Origin of the sequence: Pseudomonas sp. CC6-YY-74 (assembly GCF_002025205.1) — a bacterium.
In the GTDB taxonomy this organism is placed as follows: Bacteria; Pseudomonadota; Gammaproteobacteria; order Pseudomonadales; family Pseudomonadaceae; genus Aquipseudomonas; species Aquipseudomonas paeninsulae.
In genome coordinates, this window is record NZ_CP019947.1 from 2,804,638 (window position 1) to 2,827,779 (window position 23,142).

The window sequence follows — 23,142 nt, forward strand, 5'->3', positions numbered from 1 at the left end:
TATCATGTGGCAGAGCTATATCAATGGTTTGCTGGTCGCCGCCGGGCTGATCATCGCGCTCGGCGCGCAGAACGCCTTCGTTCTCGCGCAAAGCCTGCGCCGCGAACATCACCTACCCGTGGCCTTGCTCTGCGTGACCTGCGATGCCCTGCTGGTGACCGCCGGAGTGTTCGGCCTGGCTGCGCTGCTGGCGCAGAACCCGCTGCTACTGGGTGTCGCCCGCTGGGGCGGCGCGGCCTTCCTGCTCTGGTATGGCGCCCAGGCCCTGCTGCGCGCTTGCCGGCCGCAGGGTCTGGAACAAAGGGCAGCCGCCCCGCGCTCGCTACGCACCGTATTACTCGCCGCCCTGGCGGTGACCCTGCTCAACCCCCATGTGTACCTCGATACCGTGCTGTTGATCGGCTCGCTCGGCGCCCAGCAGAGTGTGCCCGGAGCCTATGCCATGGGCGCTGCCAGTGCCTCGTTGATCTGGTTCCTCAGCCTCGCGCTCGGCGCCGCCTGGCTGGCCCCGCAATTGGCACGACCGCTAACCTGGCGCCTGATCGATCTGGCCGTGGCCTTGATGATGTTTACTATCGCCTGGCAGTTGCTGGCCGCTCCCGCCGCCGCCTGAGTCACTTGCCCGACAAGCCCGGGGTAGCTGCTTCAAGTTGGTTTCCCACACAGTTCCCGTGTGTTTAAGCCGCGGACCCAGTGCTATGCTTCTGGACTCGCGGCGCAAAGAGATAACTCCCGCCGCAGATATGGCCGCCCGTGATCGGCTTCGCGAACACCGCACCTGACCTGATTAGGAGATCAACCATGGCTTTCGAATTGCCGCCACTGCCGTACGCACATGACGCTCTGCAGCCGCATATTTCCCAGGAAACCCTGGAATTCCACCACGACAAGCACCACAACACCTATGTCGTGAACCTGAACAACCTGGTGCCTGGCACCGAGTTCGAAGGCAAAACCCTGGAAGAGATCGTCAAGACCTCTTCCGGCGGCATCTTCAACAACGCCGCTCAAGTCTGGAACCACACGTTCTACTGGAACTGCATGAAGCCCAACGGCGGCGGTCAACCGACTGGCGCCCTGGCCGACGCGATCAACGCGGCCTTTGGTTCCTTCGACAAGTTCAAGGAAGAGTTCAGCAAAGTATCCATCGGCACCTTCGGTTCCGGCTGGGGCTGGCTGGTGAAGAAAGCCGACGGCTCCCTGGCCCTGGCCAGCACCATCGGTGCCGGCAACCCGCTGACCAGCGGCGACACTCCGCTGCTGACCTGCGACGTATGGGAACACGCCTACTACATCGACTACCGCAACGTGCGGCCGAAGTACGTCGAAGCGTTCTGGAACCTGGTCAACTGGGACTTCGTAGCGAACAACTACGCAGCCTGAGACCTGCCATTGCGCGAGCCCCAGGGCCCGCGCAGGTAATGAAAAAGCCCGGCTGATCAGCCGGGCTTTTTACTTTCCACGGCGCGCCGCACAACCGCGTCACACCCCCAGCCAACCCCGATGCGGGGAGCACCACCCGCACCTCGCCGCCATACCTGAAAACAGGGTAGGATCAATGCCGGACTCGACATGCTGAGCATGCCGGACGACGATTCGTGGAGCAGGCCGCGACGCAGTGGTCAGTGAAATAAATCAGCAGATAGCGCTCAAGTACTCAGCCCTTCGCACCGACATACTGGAGAGGCTGCCAACGCCCTGCGGCAGCCGTGCCAGCGCGGCTCACCCGGTAGACTGTTGCGTATTGATGTAATGGCCCTTTGACGTCAACCGCGAGGTTGCTAATACTCACACCGGTCTGACGCCTCTGGCATCGAACAAGGAACCGCCATTTGAAGCTGGAACTCAAGAACAGCCTGTCTCTGAAGCTGCTACGTGTAGTACTGCTTTCGGCGCTTGCCGTTGGGGTGGTATTGAGCTGCGCGCAAATTGCCTTCGATGTTTACAAGACCCGCCAGGCAGTGACCAACGATGCCCAGCGCATTCTCGGCATGTTTCGCGACCCCTCGACCCAGGCGGTTTACAGCCTGGATCGCGAAATGGGCATGCAGGTCATCGAAGGCCTGTTCCAGCACGAATCGGTGCGGGTGGCTGCCATCGGCCATCCCAACGAGCCAATGCTTGCGGAAAAATCCCGTGCTCCGGCGCAATTGCCCACCCGCTGGCTGACCGACCCGATTCTCGGCCAGGAACAGAGTTTCACCACCAAACTGCTGGGCCGCGGCCCCTACAGCGAATATTACGGCGACCTCAGCATCACCCTCGATACCGCACACTACGGCGAGAGCTTCGTCACCAACTCGGTGATCATCTTCATCGTCGGTGCGCTCCGCGCCCTGGCCATGGGCCTGGTGCTGTTCCTGGTCTACCACTGGCTGCTGACCAAACCGCTGTCGAAAATCATCGAACACCTCAGCAAGATCAATCCGGATCGACCCAGCGCACACAAGCTGCCGATGCTCAAAGGCAACGAGAAAAACGAGCTGGGCCTGTGGATCAACACCGCCAACCAATTGCTCTCCTCCATCGAACGCAACACACACCTGCGCCGCGAAGCGGAAAACAGCCTGCTACGCATGGCTCAGTACGACTTCCTCACCGGCCTGGCGAACCGCCAACAACTGCAACAGCAACTCGACCAGATCCTCAATGATGCCGGGCGCCTGCAACGTCGGGTCGCCGTGCTCTGCGTCGGCCTGGACGACTTCAAGGGTATCAACGAACAGTTCAGCTACCAGACCGGCGACCAGTTGCTGTTGGCCCTGTCCGATCGCCTGCGCAGCCACGGTGGTCGCCTCGGCGTCCTGGCCCGCCTGGGAGGTGACCAGTTCGCTCTGGTTCAAGCCGACATCGAGCAGCCCTATGAGGCCGCCGAACTGGCGCAAAGCGTGCTGGATGACCTTGAACAACCCTTTATTCTCGACCAGCAGGAAGTGCGCCTGCGCGCCACTATCGGTATCACCCTGTTCCCGGAAGACGGTGACTGCACCGAGAAGCTGCTACAGAAAGCCGAACAGACCATGACCCTGGCCAAGAGCCGCTCACGCAACCGCTACCAGTTCTATATCGCCAGCGTCGACAGCGAGATGCGCCGCCGCCGCGAGCTGGAGAAGGATCTGCGCGAGGCCCTGGCCCTCAACCAGCTGTTCCTGGTCTATCAACCGCAAGTGGACTACCGCGATCACCGGATAGTCGGGGTCGAGGCGCTGCTGCGCTGGCAGCACCCGCAGCATGGCCTGGTGCCGCCGGATCTGTTCATCCCGCTGGCCGAGCAGAATGGCAGCATCATCGCGATCGGCGAGTGGGTTCTCGACCAAGGCTGCCGCCAACTGCGCGAATGGCACGATCAGGGCTTCAGCGAGCTGCGCATGGCGATCAACCTGTCCACCGTGCAGTTGCATCACGCCGAACTGCCGCGGGTGGTCAACAACCTGATGCAGGTCTATCGCCTGCCGCCGCGCAGCCTGGAACTGGAAGTCACCGAAACCGGCCTGATGGAAGACATCAGCACCGCCGCCCAGCATCTGCTCAGCCTGCGCCGCTCCGGCGCACTGATCGCGATTGACGACTTCGGCACCGGCTACTCCTCGCTGAGCTACCTGAAGAGCCTGCCGCTGGACAAGATCAAGATCGACAAGAGCTTCGTCCAGGATCTGCTCGACGACGACGACGACGCCACCATCGTGCGTGCCATCATCCAGCTCGGTAAGAGCCTGGGCATGCAGGTGATCGCCGAGGGCGTGGAAACCATCGAGCAAGAAGCCTACATCATCGCCCAGGGCTGCCATGAAGGTCAGGGCTACTTCTACAGCAAGCCGCTACCACCCCGCGAACTAGTACTCTTCCTCAAGCAGGCCCGGCGTCTCAACCAAGCCGCCATCAACCCAGCCACGCTGTAACAGCCCGTAGCCTGCCGACAACCGCACATAGGGGCAGACGGGCGGCGCCCCACGTCAGGCGTGGCGGGCTGAAAGCAATCTCCGCCAACCTTGCTACAGCACCCTCACCCCGAGCAACCAGGCCGTCGCCAACGCGCCGACCAAGCAGACCACAGCGCCGCCGGCCGCCTGCCAATGGAAATGCCGCGCCAGTTCATCTTCGCCGGCATTGGCCAGAATGAACGGCCGCGACTCGGCAGGTTTGCCCAGATGGTGCTGCGCCGGCTGCGAACTCTCCTGGCGATGGCGGTCTTCAGCTTCCAGTTGCGCGGCCAGGCGCACGCGATTCCACTCCTGCTCATCCAGCCGGCCGTTGCGGTCACTGTCGAAACGCTGCAACAGGCCGCTGAAATCGCCCTTCCACTGACGGATCACCGCGCTCTGTGCTGCTTCAAGGTCGCGGGCCTGACGACCGCCACCACAGCTGCGAAAATCGCCAATGGCATACAGCGGCTGGCCGACCTGCAAACGCTCCTCGCTGTAGCGATAGCGCTTGCCGCTGCCCAACCAACTGAGCAACCCGCTTTTCGCCGAGCCCATCGGGTGGCGCAGGTTGCCTTGCCAGACTTCGCGGATCGCCGGGCGAACCTCGGCGCCGCGCGGATCGATCAGGCAGTCGCCGGTGCCATCGCGCAAGCGCAGCCAGGCTTCGCTGCTACCGCTCTCGGCCACCCGCCAACTGCGATTCTTGCCGCTGGACTGGTATTCCTCGATCTTGAAGCGCCACCACAGACAGGGCTTACCGGTCAGCGGCGCACGCACCGGCGCATCGGCCAGCGCGGCCAGCACGCCATAGAACTCGGCATAGCCCTGGGCCGCCGAGCGGATCTTCGAGGTCGGCGTGTCGAGTAGCTGGCGGACCTGGGACCAGCGTTTCAGGCTCCACCAGGCGCCAGCCAGAGTCGCGCCGCCGCTGAACAGCAGGCTGAGCAACAGCCCTTCGAACGCCACGGCTTAACTGAACAGCGATTTGAGATCGACGTCTGCCTTCTGCGCATCGCTGAACTCCAGCAACTCACCCGCCTTGAAGGCGAAGGCCCGGGCGATCAATACGTCGGGAAATTGCTCAATGCGCACGTTGTTCAGGTTGACCGCCTCGTTGTACAGCTCGCGGCGATCGGCGATGCCGTTCTCCAGGCCGCTGATGCGCAGCTGCAGATGCTGAAAATTGTCATTGGCCTTCAGTTCCGGGTAGTTCTCGGCCAGCGCAAACAGCTGCCCAAGCCCAACCCGCAAGCCGCTCTCGGCCTTGCCCAGGGCACCGAGATCATGCTGCGCGCGGGCACTGGCGACGGCGTTGCGCGCGGCAATCACCCGTTCCAGGGTACGGCCCTCGTACTGCATGTACTGCTTGCAGGTCTCCACCAGCTTGGGCAACTCTTCGTGGCGCTGTTTGAGCAACACATCGATATTCGCCCAGGCCTTGCTCAGCCCATGCTTCAAGCGCACCAGGGCGTTGTAGAGAATCACCGCATAGGCGGCGATCAGAATCAGAATCACGAGGACGGCAACACTGGTTAGACTCATGCGGCTTGCTCCATAACGGCGGGCCATGACTGCGAGGGGATGCTGGCATTCTAGCGGCATCGATCTGCTGAGACGGAGATCCGGCGCACGAGTTTATGCGATTTAATCGCAGTAACCCTTTGCGCAAAATGCAAATCTTTCGCATTATGCTGCAGCTTTGCGTACGCATTTGCGTATAGCTCTCATTTCCATGCAAAGGATTTCACCATGATTCGTATGCCCCTGGCTTCCGCCAGCTTGCTGGCCATCGCTATTTCCCTCGCTGGCTGCGGCGAAGACAAGGCACCTGTCAGCCAAACCCCAGCACCTGTCGCCAGCGCCCCGGTAGCCGCGACCAACCACATCGACGAAGCCGCTGCCAGCGCCGTGGTCGCCCACTATGCCGACCTGGCTCTGGCTGTATTCAGCGACGCCGCCAGCACCGGCAAGGCGCTGCAGAGCGCGATCGACGCGCTGCTCGCCAACCCGACTGACGCCACCCTGCAAGCCGCCCGCGCAGCCTGGCTGGCTGCGCGGGTGCCCTACATGCAGTCGGAAGTCTTTCGCTTTGGCAATGCCGTGGTCGACGACTGGGAAGGCCAACTCAATGCCTGGCCGTTGGACGAAGGCCTGATCGATTATGTGGCAGCCGACTACCAGTCGGCCCTGGGCAATCCTGGCGCCACTGCCAATATCATCGCCAACACGCAACTCCAGGTTGGCGAAGACATGCTCGACGTGACGACGATCACGCCGCAACTGCTCGCCAGCCTGAATGAGCTAGGTGGCTCCGAAGCTAACGTCGCCACCGGCTACCACGCTATCGAATTCATGCTCTGGGGCCAGGATCTGAATGGCAGCAACCCGGGTGCCGGCGCGCGTCCAGCCACAGACTTCGTGGTCGGCGACGGTGCCACTGGCGGCAACAACGAACGCCGTCGCGCCTTCATCAAGGCCGCCAGCGATCTACTGGTCAGCGACCTGGACGAGATGGTCGGCCAATGGCAGGCCGGCGTGACGGACAACTACCGCGCCAGCCTGCGAGCCGAACCGGCCGAGAACGGCCTGCGCAAGATGCTCTTCGGCATGGGTAGCCTGTCCCTTGGCGAGCTGGCAGGTGAGCGCATGAAGGTCGCCCTGGAAGCCAACTCCACCGAAGACGAGCAAGACTGCTTCAGCGACAACACCCACAACTCGCATTTCTACGATGGCAAAGGCATTCGTAACGTTTACCTGGGCGAATACCTCAAGGCCGACGGCACGACCCTGACCGGCCCGAGCCTGTCCGCGCTGGTGGCCAAGGTCGACGTCCAGGCCGACAGCACGCTCAAGGCCGACCTCGCAGCGACTGAAGCCAAGTTGCAGGCCCTGGTCGACAGCGCCAACAACGACCAGCATTTTGACCAACTGATCGCTGCCGACAACACCGCAGGCCAGCAGATCGTGCGCGCTGCCATCACCGCCCTGGTCAAACAGACCGACGCGATCGAACAGGTCGCGGGCAAGCTGGGCCTCGGCGACCTCAACCCGGACACCGCCGACCACAGCTTCTAAGTCCGCCTGACAACCTGGGCGATCGCACGATCACCCAGGTTGTTCTGCCTGCGACTTTTCACCTCCAACGCTAACGCAAATCCGTCTTATTTAAACTCAGTCAGCCTGCTAAGCTTGCCCGCCTGACTTTCCTGCCGTGGACTCCCGTCGATGCGTGCCCCGCTCCCTCACCTGCTACTGGGCCTTCTCCTCGCCCTGGCAGGCTGTGATCAGTCACCCCGTTTCACCCAGGCCGAGCCAGGGGAAGCGCTGTCGGCCGGCACTGCCACCGTGTTCAAGCACGACCACAATGCCTTCTCCCTGCCCTCGGCCAATCTGCCACCCTCACGCCGCCTGGACTTCAGCGTCGGCAACAGCTTTTTCCGCAATCCCTGGGTGACTTCCCCGGCCACCACCACCGCGCGCGACGGCCTGGGCCCGCTGTTCAACACCAACGCCTGCCAGAACTGCCACATCAAGGACGGCCGTGGCCACCCGCCCGCACCGGATGCCATTAGCGCCGCCTCCATGCTGGTGCGCCTATCGCTACCCACGGGAAACGAGCACGCCGACATCATCAAGCGCCTGGGCGTGCTTGCCGAACCGACCTACGGCGGCCAACTGCAAGACATGGCTAACCCCGGCGTCGCCCCCGAGGGCAAAGTGCGGGTCAGCTACAGCCTGCACAACCTGTACTTGGCCGATGGCAGCGCGGTTGAGTTGCGCCATCCGCAACTGGACATCAGTCAGCTCGGTTATGGCCCGCTGCATGCGGACACCCGGCTCTCCGCCCGCATCGCCCCGCCGATGATCGGCCTGGGACTGCTCGAAGCCATCCCCGACGCGGCTATCCTGGCCAATGCCGACCCGGACGACAGCAATGGCGACGGCATCTCCGGGCGCGCCAACCGAGTCTGGGATCGGGCGCAGCAGCGCACGGTGCTGGGCCGTTTCGGCTGGAAAGCCGGGCAACCCAGCCTGAATCAGCAAAACGCCGAGGCCTTCGCCAACGACATGGGCCTGACCAGCTCGCTGACCACCCAGGACAACTGCAGCAGCAAGCAAAACGACTGCCGCAACGCCGCCCACGGTGGCACGCCCGAAGTCACCGACAGCATTCTCGCCAGCGTGCTGTTCTACAGCCGCAACCTGGGCGTGCCGGCGCGGCGCGATGTCGCTGCGCCGGCGGTACTCGCGGGCAAGAGCCTGTTCCACCAGGCTGGTTGCCAGCGCTGCCACAGCCCACAATTCACCACCGCCAGCGATGCCGCCGAGCCGGAGCTGGCCAACCAGCTGATTCGTCCCTATACCGACCTGCTGCTCCACGACATGGGCGAGGGTTTGGCGGATAACCGCAGCGAGTTCCTCGCCACCGGTCAAGAATGGCGCACTCCGCCGCTATGGGGCATAGGCCTCACCGAAAGGGTCAGCGGCCATACTCAGTTCCTCCACGACGGCCGTGCGCGCAACCTGCTTGAGGCGATTGCCTGGCACGGCGGCGAAGCCGAAGCGGCCAAGCAGGAAGTACTGACTTTTTCAGCCCAGCAGCGTGCCGCGCTGCTGGCTTTCTTGAATTCGCTATAGAGAGCGTGTTTACCAAAGTAGCGAGCGATGGCCAGGCTGATTTCAACGCAGCCGGGCCAAGCGCAGTAATGTGTAAACACTCACTAAGGAGCTGTGCATGATCCGTTCCCCCCTCACCCTCGCCTTGCTGAGCCTGACACTCACCGCCTGTTCACCCGCTGATCCGCAGCAGAGCGTCAGCAGCGCCCTGACCAACGGCGTACTGCTGCCGGCCTACAGCACCTGGACCGAGGCCAACCGGCAGCTGGCCAGCAGCGGCCAGGCCTTCTGCGCCGACCAGCAAAACCTCAGCGATGCACGCCAGGCCTTCCTCACCGCGCAAAGCGCCTGGGCCAGCCTGCAGCCGCTGCTGATCGGCCCGCTGGCCGAGGGCAACCGGGCCTGGCAGGTACAGTTCTGGCCGGACAAGAAGAATCTGGTGGCGCGCCAGGTCGAAGCACTGCTCAAGAACAAACCAGAGCTGACGCCCGCCGACCTGGATAAATCCAGCGTGGTGGTACAAGGCCTGACTGCTTACGAATACCTGGTGTACGACGCGGCCATCGACCTCGGCAATGCCGAGCAGAAGGCCCGTTACTGCCACTGTTAGTCGCCATCGGTCAGCACCAGCAAGCCCTGGCAACCGACGTACTCGATCGCTGGCAAGCCAAGGACGGGATGGCCGCGCAGCTGCAAGCCTTCCCCAACGAGCGCTACGCCGAGCCTGCCGAGGCCGTCGCCGAGTTGCTGCGCACCCAGGTCAACGCCCTCGACGGTCTGAAAAAGAAACTCGGCACCCCACTCGGTCGACAGAGCAAAGGCCAGCCGCAGCCGTATCAGGCCGAGGCGTGGCGCAGCAAGGCCAGCCTGGCCAACCTGGCGGCCGGCCTGGCCAGCGCCGAACGCATCTGGCGTGGTGCCGAGCAGGACGGCGTGCAAGCCCTGCTGAGCAGTGATCAGGCAGCCCTGCAACAACGCATCGACACCGCCTACAGCGATACTCGCCAACGCCTTGCCGCCTTGCAACGTCCACTCGGCGAGCTGCTCGCCGACCCGGCCGGTCGCAGCGAGCTGAACGCGCTGTACGACAGCCTCAATGCCTTGCACCGCCTGCATGAAACCGAGCTGGCGAAAGCCCTCAGCATCCAGATGGGCTTCAACTCCCACGATGGCGACTAAGAGATGCCACTGGTGAAGCGCAGAGCCTTTCTCGGCCTGACTGGCGCGACCCTGGCCGCCACCGCAGCGGTTGCCGGGGCTTTTGCTGGCTGGACCCTGAGCGACAACGGCGCACAACCTCTGCTGCTGTCGGCGCGCAACGATGCCGCCGGCAAACACTATGCAGTGGGCTATCGCCTGGACGGCAGCCAGGTATTCGCCACCCAGGTCAGCGAACGCTGTCACGATGTGGTGCCCCACCCCAGTCGGCCGCTGGCGCTGTTCGTCGGCCGCAGACCCAGCACCCAGAGCTACCTGATCGATACCCGCGACGGCCGCCTGCTGCAAACCCTGCACACTCCGGCACAACGGCACTTCTTCGGCCATGCGCTATTTCACAAAGACGGTGAGTGGCTGTACACCACCGAGAACGACACCAGCGATCCCGGCCGCGGGGTGATTGGCGTCTATCGTCTGGATGGCCAGCGGCTGCAGCGCAGCAATGAGCTGCCGAGCCACGGCCTGGGTCCGCACCAGCTGCTCTGGCTGGCCGATGGTGAAACCCTGGTGGTGGCTAACGGCGGTATCCGCACCGAAGCCGACAGCCGGGTGGAAATGAACCTCGACACCATGGAGTCCAGCCTGGTCCTGCTCCAGCGCGACGGCACATTGCTCAGCAAAGAGCAGCTCCCCGAACGCATGAACAGCGTGCGCCACCTGGCGGTTGCCAGCGACGGCACTGTGGTCAGCGGCCAGCAATACATGGGCGAAGCCGGCGATGCGGCGTCACTGCTGGCGATCAAGCGCCCCGGCCAAGCCTTCCAGCCCTTCCCCCTGGCCGAGGCGCAACGTCTGGTGATGAACCAGTACACCGCCAGCGTGGCAATCAACAGCGAGCTGCGCCTGCTGGCACTGACCGCGCCGCGTGGCAACCGGGTATTCATCTGGGACCTGGACAGTGCCGAACTGCGCCTGGATGCAGCACTAGCCGATTGCGCCGGCGTCGGCGCGGTGGCCGAAGGGTTCGTGGTCAGCGCGGGGATTGGCCGCTGTCGCCGCTACGATTGTCGCGGCGAGCGCATTCTGACTCAGCCGCTGCAACTGCCGGCGGGCCTTTGGGATAACCATCTACGTTTGGTCTAGCAGCGCTAGCGCCCCTTCTAAACTCAGGCCCGATTAGCGCTCAAGAATAGCGGCGCAGCGCCGACAACCCCGGCTAACAGTACCCCCGCGCCGCTTTGCCTCACATGGAAGTCACAACGCCTCGATAACCTGGCGGCCCGGACTCTGACTTCCTTCGCTACGACGAGGCATAGAGCATGTTAAAAAATTCACTACGCGCGCAGATTCTTACCCTCCTGGGTAGCAGCCTGCTGCTGGTTCTGTTGGTCGCACTGGCCAGCTTCAGCTTCCTCTCCAATGGCATCGACGCTTACCGCGGCCTGATCAACGGACCGCTGCACGCCTCCCGGCTGGTGGACAGTGCCAACGTTGAATTCAAAACCCAGGTTCAGGAGTGGAAGAACGTCCTGCTGCGTGGCAAAAACCCGACCGACCGGGATAAATACTGGGAACGCTTCCAGGCCCAGGAACGCACGGTTCAGGCTGTGCTGGGGCAACTGCTTGAGGTCGCCGACCGCCAACAGATCGCCGGACTGAATCGCCAGGTCGAGCAACTGCGCAACGAACACCAGAGCATGGGTCGTGCGTACCACCAGGGCTATAACGCCTTTGTCGCGGCGGGTGCCGACCCGACCGTGGGCGATGCAGCGGTCAAAGGTATCGACCGGGCAGCCAGCGAGCAGATGAGCGCATTGGTACAACAACTCGGCGAACAAGGCCTGGTCCAGTCGGCGACGATCAGTGTCGCGGCCGATCGCACCCTGCAAATCGGTTTTGCGGTCATGCTGCTGTCCAGCCTGGCGGTCGGTTTGTTCAGCCTGTGGCTGGTCAACCGCAGCCTGATCAACCCGATTCGCGAGCTGATCGAGCACATTACCCAGCTCAGCCACGGCAACTTCGGCCAGCAGGTCGATAGCAGCCGTCACGACGAGCTCGGCCACTTGGCCGTGGCCGCCAACACCTTGCGCGATTTTCTCGCCGACACCTTCGCCCGCCTGCAGCGCAGCACCGCCAACCTGGACAACGCCAGCGGCGACCTGAACACCATCGCCACCCTGATGGCCCAAGGCACCCGCGACCAATTCTCGCGCACCGACCAGGTCGCCACCGCCATGCACGAAATGTCCGCCACCGCCCAGGAAGTCGCACGCCATGCCGCCGAAGCCGCGAGCGCGGCGGACGACGCCGACCGTTCCGCACAGCAGGGCGGACAAGTCATGCAGTCGACCATCAGCTCTATCACCGCGATGCGCGGCGAGATCGTCAACACCGCCGAAGTGCTCCGTCGCCTGGAAACTGACAGCGGCCGTATCGGCAAGGTACTCGAAGTGATCCGCGGGATTGCCGACCAGACCAACCTGCTGGCCCTCAACGCCGCCATCGAGGCCGCTCGTGCAGGCGAGGCCGGCCGTGGCTTCGCCGTGGTCGCCGATGAAGTACGCACCCTGGCCCAGCGCACCGCCGAATCCACCGCCGAGATTCACCAGATCATCGACACGGTGCAGACCGGCGCGGTAAATGCCGTGCGCGCCATCGAGAGTGGCCAGAGCCGCAGTGACGAAGGCGTCGAACAGGTGACCGAGGCCGGCGTCATGCTGCAGCGCATCACCCAGGCGGTGGAAGCGATCCGCGACATGAATCGGCAGATCGCCACGGCCGCCGAAGAGCAGACCTCGGTAGCCGAAGACATTTCGCGCAACCTCACCGAGATCACCTCAATCGCTACCACCAACCAGGAAAATGTCCAGCGCACCGAAGCTGCCAGCCAGAACCTCAACGAGCTGTCCGGGCAACTCAGCGAAGTCACCCGTCGCCTGAGCGCGTAACGCCCAGCCACTGCCCCCGCTGACGGGGGCAGTTCCCCAGCGTATCCAGCGCCCCCTCCATAGTCGCTCGCGGCTCTTGCGCAGCGCTCTGCGCGCAGGGTACAGCCCCGCCCGAGCAATCGCCTCGAACCTGCGCCAAAGCGCCGACACACAAGCCCCAGCCCACTGGCTGAGCATGCCTTTCAGCCGCAAAATAGTGCTAGGAAACTTCTCGCAAAGCGCCGCTTTGACTTGCTTCGGGCGGGGTACTAAGGTGCTTTCCTTGCCTATTCCCAGGCCCCCACTTGTCTTGCCAAGGAACCGGAATATGTTGCTCCGCCGCATGCTTATCATGCTGGGCGTCGTAGCCCTCGTGGTGCTCGCCCTCGCCGCCTACAAAGGCTGGTCCATTTACCAGCAGGTCCAACAGTTCTCGCAGCCGCAACCGGCTATCAGCGTGGCCGCCGAACAGGCCGTGGAACGTCCGTGGCAGAGCCGCTTGCCGGCCATCGGCACGCTAAAGGCCTTCCAGGGCATCGACCTGACCGTGGAAGTCGGCGGCATCGTCCACGAAATACTGTTCAGCTCCGGTGAAAAAATCGAACGCGATCAGCCACTGCTGCAGATGGACAGCGATGTCGAGCAGGCCATCCTGGCGACCGCAAAAGCCGAAAGAGGCCTGGCCCGTGTCGAGTTCGAGCGCGGACGCAGCCTGGTCAGCCGGCAGAACATTTCCAAGAGCGCCTTCGACACGCTCTCCGCCGAGCTGCAAAAGGCCAACGCCAGCGTCGCCCAGTTACAAGCCACCCTGGCGAAGAAACGCATCCTCGCCCCCTTCGCCGGCACCATCGGCATCCGCCAGGTGGACCTCGGCGACTACCTGGCGCCCGGCGCCACCATCGCCACCCTGCAGGACCTGTCCAGGCTCTACCTCGACTTCTTCCTGCCCGAGCAGTTCGTGCCGCAACTGGCCGTCGGCGAGCGTGTGCGCTTCAGCGTCACGGCCTACCCGGGCGAGGTATTCGAGGGCAAGATCGCGGCGATCAATCCCAAGGTCGAAGACACCACGCGCAACGTCCAGGTACGCGCCCAGCTGGATAACCCCGACGACAAGCTGCTGCCAGGCATGTTCGCCAACCTGGAGGTGCTTCTGCCGGGTGAGCGCCAGCGCGTCGTGGTGCCGGAAACCGCCATCACCTACACCCTCTACGGCAACTCGGTTTACGTGATCGAAGAGCAAAAAGACCCGGATGGCCAGGAGGGCAAAGATCCGCAGGGGCAAACCCAACTCGTCGTGGAACGTCGCTTCGTCGAAACCGGTGAGCGCCGCGCGGGGCAAGTGGTGATTATCAAGGGTTTGCAAGCCGGTGAGCGGGTCGTCACCGCCGGGCAGCTCAAGCTGGATAACGGTGCCCAGGTCTCGCTCGCCGAAGACCCGGCCAATGCGCCCAGCCAGCCCAGCGCCGAACAGTAAGCCGACGCTGGCGTAAAGGAACTTACCTATGGCTTTTACCGATCCCTTCATCCGTCGGCCGGTGCTGGCAACCGTGGTCAGCCTGCTGATCATCCTGCTCGGCCTGCAGGCGTTCAGCAAACTGACCATCCGTCAGTACCCGCAGCTGGAAAACGCCCTGATCACAGTGACCACCGCCTACCCCGGGGCCAACGCCGAAACCATCCAGGGCTACATCACCCAGCCGCTGCAACAGAGCCTGGCCAGCGCCGATGGCATCGACTACATGACTTCGGTCAGTCGGCAGAACGTGTCGATCGTCTCGATCTATGCGCGCATCGGTGCCGACAGCGACCGTTTGTTCACCGAACTGCTGGCCAAGGCCAACGAGGTGAAGAACCAGCTACCGCAGGATGCCGAAGACCCGGTGCTGTCCAAGGAGGCCGCCGACGCCTCGGCGCTGATGTACATCAGCTTCTACAGCGAGCAGCTGTCCAACCCGCAGATCACCGACTACCTGTCCCGGGTCATCCAGCCCAAGCTGGCCACCCTGCCCGGCATGGCCGAGGCGGAAATCCTCGGCAATCAGGTGTTCGCCATGCGCCTGTGGCTCGACCCGATGAAACTGGCGGCCTATGGCATCACCGCCAGCGACGTCAACGACGCCGTGCGCGATTACAACTTCCTCGCCGCTGCCGGCGAAGTGAAAGGCGAGTATGTAGTCACCAGCATCAACGCCGAAACCGACCTGAAATCCGTCGATGCCTTCGCCGCCATTCCACTGAAGACCGTCGGTGACAGCCGGGTGCTGCTGCGCGACGTGGCACGGGTGGAGATGGGCGCGGAGAACTACGACTCGGTCAGTTCGTTCGATGGCATTCCTTCGGTGTATATCGGCGTCAAGGGCACGCCGGGCGCCAACCCGCTGGACGTGATCAGGGAAGTGCGCAAGCTCATGCCGGAGCTGGAAGCCCAGCTGCCGCCCAACCTCAAGGTCTCCATCGCCTACGACGCCACGCTGTTTATCCAGGCCTCGATCGACGAGGTGGTGAAAACCCTGTTCGAGGCGGTGCTGATCGTCATCGTGGTGGTGTTCCTGTTCCTCGGGGCGCTACGTTCGGTACTGATCCCGGTGATCACCATCCCGCTGTCGATGATCGGCGTGCTGTTCTTCATGCAGCTGATGGGCTACTCGATCAACTTGTTGACGTTGCTGGCCATGGTGCTGGCCATCGGTCTGGTGGTGGACGACGCCATCGTCGTGGTGGAAAACATCCACCGGCATATCGAAGAGGGCAAGACGCCGTTCGATGCGGCCATCGAAGGTGCACGCGAGATCGCCGTGCCGGTGGTGTCGATGACCATCACCTTGGCCGCGGTCTATGCGCCGATCGGCTTCCTCGAAGGCCTCACCGGTGCGCTGTTCAAGGAGTTCGCCCTGACCCTGGCCGGCGCCGTGATCATCTCCGGCATCGTCGCCCTGACCCTGTCGCCGATGATGTGTGCCAAGCTGCTGCGCCACGACGAGAACCCCTCAGGGCTGGCGCACCGCCTCGACCGGCTGTTCGACACACTCAAGCGCCGCTACCAACGCGCCCTGCACGGCACCCTGGAGACGCGGCCGGTGGTGGTGGTGTTCGCCCTCATCGTCATGGCGCTGATCCCCGTGCTGCTCAACTTCACCAAGAGCGAACTGGCCCCGGAGGAAGACCAGGGCATCATTTTCATGATCGCCAACGCCCCACAACCGACCAACATCGAGTACCTGAACAAGTACACCGATGAGTTCGTGGCGATCTTCAAGGAGTTTCCCGAGTACTACTCGTCGTTCCAGATCAACGGCTTCAATGGTGTGCAATCAGGCATTGGCGGTTTCTTGCTGACCCCCTGGAGCGATCGCGAACGCACCCAGATGGAGTTGCTCCCCGAAGTACAGGGGCGCCTGGCGCAGATACCCGGCCTGCAGATTTTCGGCTTCAACCTGCCCTCCCTGCCCGGCACCGGCCAGGGCCTGCCCTTCCAGTTCGTGATCAACACGCCCAACGACTACGAGTCGCTGCTGCAGGTGACCGAGAAGATCAAGCAGCGCGCGCTGGAGTCGGGCAAGTTCGCCTTCCTCGACGTCGACCTGGCCTTCGACAAGCCGGAAGTGGTGGTCGAGATCGACCGCCAGAAAGCCGCGCAGATGGACGTGTCGATGCAGGACCTCGGCTTGACCCTGGCCAGCCTGCTCGGCGAGGGCGAGATCAACCGCTTCACCATCGACGGTCGCAGCTACAAGGTGATCGCCCAGGTCGAACGTGCCTACCGCGACAATCCGGGCTGGCTCGGCAGTTATTACGTGAGGAGCAAGAGCGGCGCGATGCTGCCCCTGTCGACCCTGATCACGGTCAGCGACCGCGCCCGACCGACTCAGCTGAATCAGTTCCAGCAGCTCAACTCGGCGATCATCCAGGGCGTGCCGATTGTCAGCATGGGCGAAGCCATCGACAGCCTGCGGCAGATCGCCGAGGAGGAGGCGCCGCAAGGCTACGCCTTCGACTACGCCGGTGCCTCGCGCCAGTTCGTGCAGGAAGGCAGCGCGCTGTACCAGACCTTCGGCCTGGCGCTGGCGTTGATCTTCCTGGTCCTGGCCGCGCAGTTCGAGAGCTTCCGCGATCCGCTGGTGATTCTGGTGACCGTGCCGCTGTCGATCTGTGGCGCGCTGATTCCGCTATTCCTCGGCCTGTCCAGCATGAACATCTACACCCAGGTCGGGCTGGTCACGCTGATTGGCCTGATCACCAAACACGGCATCCTGATCGTCGAGTTCGCCAATCAGCTGCGCCGCGAGAAAGGCTTGTCGCGCCGCGCAGCGGTCGAGGAAGCCGCATCGATCCGCCTGCGCCCGGTGCTGATGACCACCGCCGCCATGGTCTTCGGCATGGTGCCGCTGATCCTCGCCACCGGCGCCGGCGCGGTGAGCCGTTTCGATATCGGCCTGGTAATCGCCACCGGCATGTCGGTGGGCACCCTGTTCACCCTGTTCGTGCTGCCCTGCGTCTACAGCCTGCTGGCCAAGCCGGACGCCGAGCCCGCGCCGACACCGACAGCCGTAACTGAGTCTTGACCAGGCAGATAACCTTGGCTTTGGTCAGCAGGCTAGTGGGCCGCCCCAGGAATGACGACAAAACGCTTGAGGGGCTGAGCCAGGGCAAGTCATCAGAAAAGCCAATGCCGTGCACTTGAGGCAAGTGCACGGCATTGGCAGCGCAGCAGGGTTTGTCAGACAGGCCGTTCGCTCATTTATGGCCGGACAGGCTCTGCGACAGGCTGAACATGAACAGCAGCAAATCCTTATCTGGAGCAAGTTGTTGCATCGCTGCGCTGGCTTTGCGTGGCAGCGGGCAGTGCTCCGAGCTACTGGCGTTACCCAGCATGACCGGACCCGGCTCATGCCAGGCGGCTGCGGCCAATGAGGCCACACCCAGCGCGGCAATCAGAAAAACTCCTCTAGCAACTTCTAACTTCATAATCGCAACCCCTTGATAGCGCTGCCAAACGCTTGCTGGTAAAGGTAGACCAATCGTTCCCAATCACCAGCACTCCACGACGAATGGCGCTGAAGCTGCAGCATGTCGTGACGGGCGGCCTGCCACTTGGTGATACGCCGCCGGCTTTTTTCCAGGTCCAACAAGGCCGTTTCAATTTCGATACGCTCGCCCACCTGCTCGACTCGCACAAACAGATGCTTTTGATAGAGAGAACCATGCTGCCAGCCCGCCCGGTGAAACCGCGCCAGCATACCGGCCACTTGTTTCAGTAATTGCTCATTCACCGCGACGCCGAAACGCTCACGGCCACCGCCGGCATACCAATGATTGATCTCCTGAAAGCCTTTAAGCTCTTCCGACACCAGCAAACCACGCCAGAGCCCGGCGGCATCGCGCCGCACGTCGCAATAGAGCAGGCTCGCCACCTTGACCCCAATTCGCGGCAGGGCCAACAAGGCATCGCGCTCACGCAGCACTGTGGGCCGACCTAAGGGGTAACGCAGACTGCGGTAGATATGCCCCACCTGGCGCTTGGCATAGAGCATCTGACCGTCGTCCTGACGCAGACGCTGTACGCCGCTCTGGCCGCCGCGCCGATGATTCGGCTCTTCGACCCACTCACCCTGCCGTTGCCACCATTGTTCGAAGCCCATCGCTGCCGTCATTTCATCCGCCTGTAAATCAAACCGCTACCTTCGCGAACGTGAGCAAGAGTCCGGGCAGTCACCATCCGTAACAAAGAACCCGTGGGTAACCCATCACCATCTCTACGCATTCATGCAGCAAGCCTGAACGGCCCCGACTGCATGGCCGCAGCGAGCAGCGCCTTGCCAGTGGCCACAAGAGTGAAACTTGCAGCAATTTCCACACCATACAACCATGTAGCGCCGGGTCAGTCTGCTGCCCGTTAACGCTCATGCAGCTATCCGTGCCTACCCACAGTACATCACTGGATATCATCGACCCGTAAAACCATCGCCAATTCAGCCAGGACAAGCATGACCTGGCTTTATCTGCGCCCAATAAAAAACCCGCGCCGAGGCGCGGGTTTTTCAAGGACTGCTGGGGAGCAGGCTGGCTTACATCATGCCGCCCATACCACCCATGCCGCCATGTCCGGCATGCCGCCGCCGGATTGCTTGTCGTCGACAATCTCAGCGATCATCGCTTCGGTAGTGATCATCAGGCTGGCAATCGAAGAGGCTGCCTGCAACGCCGAACGGGTCACTTTAGCCGGGTCGAGGATGCCCATTTCGATCATGTCGCCGTACTCGCCGGTCGCTGCGTTGTAACCGTAGTTACCCGAACCTTGCTTGACCTTGTCGACCACAACGCTCGGCTCGTCACCGGAGTTGGCAACGATCTGACGCAGCGGCGCTTCGACAGCGCGACGCAGCAGAGCGATACCGACGTCCTGATCGGCATTCTCGCCTTTCAGTTCGCTGATAGCCTGCAGGGCACGTACCAGGGCTACACCGCCGCCAGGTACAACGCCTTCTTCAACGGCTGCACGGGTGGCGTGCAGGGCGTCTTCAACGCGGGCTTTCTTCTCTTTCATTTCGACTTCGGAACCAGCGCCGACCTTGATTACGGCAACACCGCCGGCCAGTTTGGCCAGACGCTCTTGCAGCTTCTCTTTGTCGTAGTCAGACGAAGTGTCTTCGACCTGCTTGCGGATCTGGGCGACGCGCGCCTGGATGTCGGTTTGCACGCCAGCACCGTCGATGATGGTGGTGTTTTCCTTGTTGAGGATGACCCGCTTGGCGTTACCCAGGTGCTCCAGGGTGGCGCTTTCCAGGCTCAGACCAACTTCTTCGGAAATGACGGTACCGCCGGTGAGGATGGCGATGTCCTGCAGCATGGCCTTGCGACGATCGCCGAAGCCCGGTGCCTTGACGGCAGCGACCTTGACGATACCGCGCATGTTGTTCACGACCAGAGTCGCCAGGGCTTCGCCTTCAACGTCTTCGGCGACGATCAGCAGCGGACGGCCAGCCTTAGCTACGGCTTCCAGTACTGGCAGCATTTCGCGGATATTGGAGATCTTCTTGTCGACCAACAGGATCAACGGAGTGTCGAGCTCGGCGACCATGGTGTCCGGCTTGTTGATGAAGTACGGCGACAGGTAGCCACGGTCGAACTGCATGCCTTCTACAACCGACAGCTCGTTTTCCAGGCCCGTGCCTTCTTCAACGGTGATCACACCTTCTTTACCGACTTTACCCATGGCTTCGGCAATGATGTCGCCGATGGAGGAGTCGGAGTTGGCGGAGATGGTACCGACCTGGGCAATCGCCTTGGTGTCGGAGCACGGCTTGGACAGAGCCTTGATTTCTTTGACGATGGCGATGGTCGCCTTGTCGATGCCGCGCTTCAGGTCCATCGGGTTCATGCCGGCAGCGACGGCTTTCAGGCCTTCGTTGACGATCGACTGAGCCAGGACGGTGGCAGTGGTGGTGCCGTCGCCAGCGTCATCGTTGGCACGCGAAGCCACGTCTTTGACCAGCTGGGCGCCCATGTTTTCGAAGCGATCTTTCAGCTCGATTTCTTTGGCAACGGAAACGCCGTCCTTGGTGATGGTCGGAGCGCCGAAGCTCTTCTCGATGATCACGTTACGGCCCTTTGGCCCGAGGGTCGCTTTAACGGCATCAGCCAGCACGTTTACACCGGCGAGCATTTTCTTGCGGGCGGAGTCGCCGAACTTAACTTCTTTAGCAGCCATGATGGATATTCCTCAAAATTCGTTTTGGTGGAGCGCAGTACGCTGTGCTGGAGATGGAAATCAGGCTTCGACAACGGCCAGGATTTCGCTCTCGCTCATGACCAACAGCTCTTCGCCGTCAACCTTGATGGCGTTGCTGCCGGAGTAAGGACCAAACACCACTTTGTCACCAACCTTCACGGCCAGCGGGCGTACTTCGCCGTTGTCCAGCACGCGACCGGTGCCTACGGCGACGATTTCGCCCTGGTTCGGCTTCTCGGCAGCGGAACCCGGCAGCACGATGCCGCCTGCGGTTTTGGTTTCTTCTTCGCTGCGACGGATCACGACGCGGTCATGCAAAGGACGAAGCTTCATTGTCGATCTCTCCCAAATAGGTTGTTTACATCAGCTGGCGTTCACGCCAGCGGGTTGGCAAAGTCCGGCGGGGCCGGTTGCGCTGCACCTAAGTACAACGCGGAAGTCTGTTCTGCCGAAACCAGCAGAAAACCTTGCGGTGACCGCTACATAAGGGCGTGCAAGGGGATTTCAAGGGTCAGCGTTGATTTTTTTTGCTATCGAGGAACCGCGGCATCGGCGTATTGACGCCAGCCCGGCGAACACAAAACGCCACGCAAGGGGACTGGCCAGCCCACCCTTGCCGTGCCGCCGAGGCTTGCACACAGGCATCAGTCGTGGCGCTTGAACTCACCTTCCAGCACATTCGGCCGGGTCGCACCCGGACGGGCCTGTCCGGAGCGCGCCGCCAGATCATCGGCAAAGGCCCGCTGGCGCATGGCCTGCTCGGCTGCCCGCAGGCGGATTTTATTAACCAGCAAGCGGCGGGTGAAGGGGATCAGGCACACCACACCGAAGATGTCGCTGATGAAACCCGGCAACAGCAACAGGCCGCCGCCAACCGCAATCAGCAGGCCTTCGAGCATTTCCTGCTCGGGCAACTCGCCGCGCGCCAGTTTCTCGCGCGCGCGCCAGGCGGCGGCCACACCGGCAACGCGCAGCAGAATGCTGCCGAGGATCGCCGTGCCGATGACCAGCAACAAAGTCGGCAGCACGCCAATGGCGCTGCCGACCTGGATCAGCAGCGCCAGCTCGACGAACGGGAACAATAAGAACAAAAACAGAAAAACACGCATCAAGAATTCCTTAGCGGAAGAACGGCTTCCAGTAAGAGTGAAGTATGGGATATTGCGCTTAATTCAAGCTGAAACAGCGCCACCGGTCGGCCAAATCTCTGCACGAGCCAGCTGAACAAAGGCCTGGCGCACTTCAGTCGGAGTGTTACAGGGTGTGGAAAAGGCCAGCCAATACAAGCCCTGACCGATGCGCAGGTGGAACCCCTCACTGTCGATACCCACCAGTTCGGCCGGCACATGGGCCGGCAAACCGGCCAGCGCGACATAATGGCCGATGGCACTGGCATGGTCACTGTTCATGTGTTCCAGCATGCCCTGCTCGCTTTCACCTACACCGACTACCGCCGCGAACGGGTTGGCCAGCGCCACGTGGTCCAGCCAGTGAATCGCGCCGAAACCGCCGATGTAGCGCCAGCGTACCGGCTCCAGCACCCAGAAATCGAAATCATGGGCGTGGTGATAATTCTGCGATTCGGGAAAATAGCGGTAATAACGCCGAGCGGCCGCTTCGACTGCGGCCTGGTCACACAATTGTCGTGTTTGGGCGAGTAGCGTGAGGCGACCGACCGCCTGCACATCCTCGGCGCCACGCTCGCCAACAAACAGCGAGCACTTGGCGTCCTGCTTGAGGTTATGGGTGTGCTGGGCGATACGGCTGATCAGGATCAGCGGCCAGCCCTGAGCGTCCAGGCAGTAGGGCACCACTGATCCAAAAGGAAAGCCCGGCATGGCCTTCGAATGAGTCGAGAGTACCCCTCGGTATTCCTTGAGCAGCAGTTCTCGGGCATGCTTAGCGGCTTTCACGCTCACCTTATGACTCCTTGCAAAGAATCCGTCACTAACGGACAGGCGCCCTAGAATAGCTGTTACAGCGCGCCAGCGGGGCTACACGACACACATTGAGGGGATACGCGATGCAACTCAAAGACAAAGTCATCATCATCACTGGCGGCTGCCAGGGTCTGGGCCGCGCCATGGGCGAATACCTGGCGGACAAAGGCGTGAAACTGGCACTGGTCGATCTCAACCAGGAAAAGCTCGACGAAACCGTAGCCGCCTGCAAGGCCCTCGGCGCAGAAGCACGCGCCTACCTGTGCAACGTGGCCAACGAAGAGCAGGTAACGCACATGGTCGCCCAGGTCGCCGAAGATTTCGGGGCGATCAATGGCCTGGTCAACAACGCCGGCATCCTGCGTGACGGCCTGACCATCAAGGTCAAGGACGGCGAAATGACCAAGATGAGCCTGGCCCAGTGGCAGTCGGTGATCGACGTCAACCTGACCGGCGTCTTCCTCTGCACCCGTGAAGTGGCGGCGAAGATGATCGAGCTGAAGCAGCAGGGCGCGATCGTCAATATCTCCTCCATCTCCCGTGCCGGCAACATGGGCCAGGCCAACTACTCCGCGGCCAAGGCCGGCGTCGCCGCCGACACCGTGGTTTGGGCCAAGGAATTGGCACGTTACGGCATTCGTGTGGCCGGCGTGGCACCGGGCTTCATCGAGACCGAGATGACCCTGAGCATGAAACCGGAAGCCCTGGAGAAAATGACCTCTGGCATCCCCCTGCGACGCATGGGTAAGCCGGCTGAGATCGCCCACTCGGTGGCTTACATCCTGGAAAACGACTACTACACCGGCCGTATCCTCGAACTGGACGGCGGCCTGCGTATGTAATTTCAG

17 protein-coding genes and 2 pseudogenes are annotated in these 23,142 nt (G+C 62.4%); 11 read left to right on the forward strand and 8 right to left on the reverse strand.

Translation table 11 applies throughout. The features are described 5' to 3' along the window. Positions 1 to 4 precede the first annotated feature (4 nt). The 3 genes from B2D37_RS12825 to B2D37_RS12835 all read left to right on the forward strand — a co-directional run bounded on the left by B2D37_RS12825 (position 5) and on the right by B2D37_RS12835 (position 3,899). Positions 5 to 613 (forward strand): LysE/ArgO family amino acid transporter, encoded by a 609-nt coding sequence (locus tag B2D37_RS12825; protein ID WP_079203053.1) that lies wholly within the window; start codon positions 5 to 7, stop codon positions 611 to 613. A gap of 188 nt (positions 614 to 801) precedes the next feature. Continuing rightward, complete coding sequence (locus B2D37_RS12830; RefSeq protein WP_079203054.1) at positions 802 to 1,383, forward strand: superoxide dismutase; 582 nt, start codon at positions 802 to 804, stop codon at positions 1,381 to 1,383. Positions 1,384 to 1,832: 449 nt separating this feature from the next. Then, positions 1,833 to 3,899, forward strand: coding sequence for a bifunctional diguanylate cyclase/phosphodiesterase (locus tag B2D37_RS12835; protein ID WP_079203055.1), 2,067 nt, complete (start codon positions 1,833 to 1,835; stop codon positions 3,897 to 3,899). 93 nt (positions 3,900 to 3,992) lie between these two features. Here B2D37_RS12835 and B2D37_RS12840 read toward each other — a convergent pair whose 3' ends face one another. Continuing rightward, the gene (locus B2D37_RS12840; protein WP_079203056.1) at positions 3,993 to 4,889 is read right to left on the reverse strand and encodes a GIDE domain-containing protein; all 897 of its coding nucleotides are present in this window, start codon (positions 4,887 to 4,889) and stop codon (positions 3,993 to 3,995) included. Positions 4,890 to 4,892: 3 nt separating this feature from the next. Continuing rightward, complete coding sequence (locus tag B2D37_RS12845) at positions 4,893 to 5,465, reverse strand: LemA family protein (protein WP_079203057.1); 573 nt, start codon at positions 5,463 to 5,465, stop codon at positions 4,893 to 4,895. 207 nt (positions 5,466 to 5,672) lie between these two features. Between B2D37_RS12845 and B2D37_RS12850 the strand changes: the two genes are divergently transcribed. From B2D37_RS12850 to B2D37_RS12880, 7 genes and pseudogenes are all read left to right on the forward strand, one after another. Beyond that, complete coding sequence (locus B2D37_RS12850) at positions 5,673 to 6,998, forward strand: imelysin family protein (RefSeq protein WP_079203058.1); 1,326 nt, start codon at positions 5,673 to 5,675, stop codon at positions 6,996 to 6,998. Positions 6,999 to 7,148: 150 nt separating this feature from the next. Further along, positions 7,149 to 8,561 carry a di-heme oxidoredictase family protein gene (locus B2D37_RS12855; protein WP_079203059.1) on the forward strand — a complete coding sequence of 471 codons (1,413 nt, stop codon included), beginning with the start codon at positions 7,149 to 7,151 and terminating at the stop codon, positions 8,559 to 8,561. 97 nt (positions 8,562 to 8,658) lie between these two features. Next, positions 8,659 to 9,719, forward strand: a pseudogene (locus B2D37_RS12860) (imelysin family protein). A 12-nt stretch (positions 9,720 to 9,731) separates the two neighbouring features. Beyond that, positions 9,732 to 10,841 (forward strand): DUF1513 domain-containing protein, encoded by a 1,110-nt coding sequence (locus B2D37_RS12865; protein ID WP_079204977.1) that lies wholly within the window; start codon positions 9,732 to 9,734, stop codon positions 10,839 to 10,841. A 176-nt stretch (positions 10,842 to 11,017) separates the two neighbouring features. Further along, entirely contained in the window at positions 11,018 to 12,646 is a 1,629-nt protein-coding gene (locus B2D37_RS12870) for a methyl-accepting chemotaxis protein (protein WP_079203060.1), read from the forward strand. A gap of 307 nt (positions 12,647 to 12,953) precedes the next feature. Beyond that, the gene (locus tag B2D37_RS12875; protein ID WP_079203061.1) at positions 12,954 to 14,099 is read left to right on the forward strand and encodes an efflux RND transporter periplasmic adaptor subunit; all 1,146 of its coding nucleotides are present in this window, start codon (positions 12,954 to 12,956) and stop codon (positions 14,097 to 14,099) included. Between the two features lie 28 nt (positions 14,100 to 14,127). Continuing rightward, the gene (locus B2D37_RS12880; RefSeq protein ID WP_079203062.1) at positions 14,128 to 17,187 is read left to right on the forward strand and encodes a multidrug efflux RND transporter permease subunit; all 3,060 of its coding nucleotides are present in this window, start codon (positions 14,128 to 14,130) and stop codon (positions 17,185 to 17,187) included. A gap of 172 nt (positions 17,188 to 17,359) precedes the next feature. On the opposite strand, the gene B2D37_RS12885 is transcribed toward B2D37_RS12880, so the two are convergent. The 6 genes and pseudogenes from B2D37_RS12885 to B2D37_RS12910 all read right to left on the reverse strand — a co-directional run bounded on the left by B2D37_RS12885 (position 17,360) and on the right by B2D37_RS12910 (position 22,273). Then, positions 17,360 to 17,590 carry a hypothetical protein gene (locus B2D37_RS12885; protein ID WP_079203063.1) on the reverse strand — a complete coding sequence of 77 codons (231 nt, stop codon included), beginning with the start codon at positions 17,588 to 17,590 and terminating at the stop codon, positions 17,360 to 17,362. After that, entirely contained in the window at positions 17,587 to 18,276 is a 690-nt protein-coding gene (locus B2D37_RS12890) for a lipopolysaccharide kinase InaA family protein (RefSeq protein WP_079203064.1), read from the reverse strand. Before B2D37_RS12890 ends, B2D37_RS12885 begins: the two co-directional genes overlap by 4 nt. Positions 18,277 to 18,690: 414 nt before the next feature. Further along, a pseudogene (gene groL / locus B2D37_RS12895) lies at positions 18,691 to 20,333 on the reverse strand (chaperonin GroEL). A gap of 60 nt (positions 20,334 to 20,393) precedes the next feature. Continuing rightward, a complete protein-coding gene (locus B2D37_RS12900) occupies positions 20,394 to 20,687 on the reverse strand; it encodes a co-chaperone GroES (RefSeq protein ID WP_079203065.1) in 294 nt (97 codons plus the stop codon). 311 nt (positions 20,688 to 20,998) lie between these two features. Then, positions 20,999 to 21,463 (reverse strand): FxsA family protein, encoded by a 465-nt coding sequence (locus B2D37_RS12905; RefSeq protein ID WP_079203066.1) that lies wholly within the window; start codon positions 21,461 to 21,463, stop codon positions 20,999 to 21,001. Between the two features lie 63 nt (positions 21,464 to 21,526). Further along, entirely contained in the window at positions 21,527 to 22,273 is a 747-nt protein-coding gene (locus tag B2D37_RS12910) for a HugZ family protein (protein ID WP_079203067.1), read from the reverse strand. A gap of 104 nt (positions 22,274 to 22,377) precedes the next feature. Here B2D37_RS12910 and B2D37_RS12915 point away from each other — a divergent pair, with 104 nt between their 5' ends. After that, positions 22,378 to 23,136 (forward strand): SDR family oxidoreductase, encoded by a 759-nt coding sequence (locus B2D37_RS12915; RefSeq protein WP_079203068.1) that lies wholly within the window; start codon positions 22,378 to 22,380, stop codon positions 23,134 to 23,136. Positions 23,137 to 23,142 lie beyond the last annotated feature (6 nt).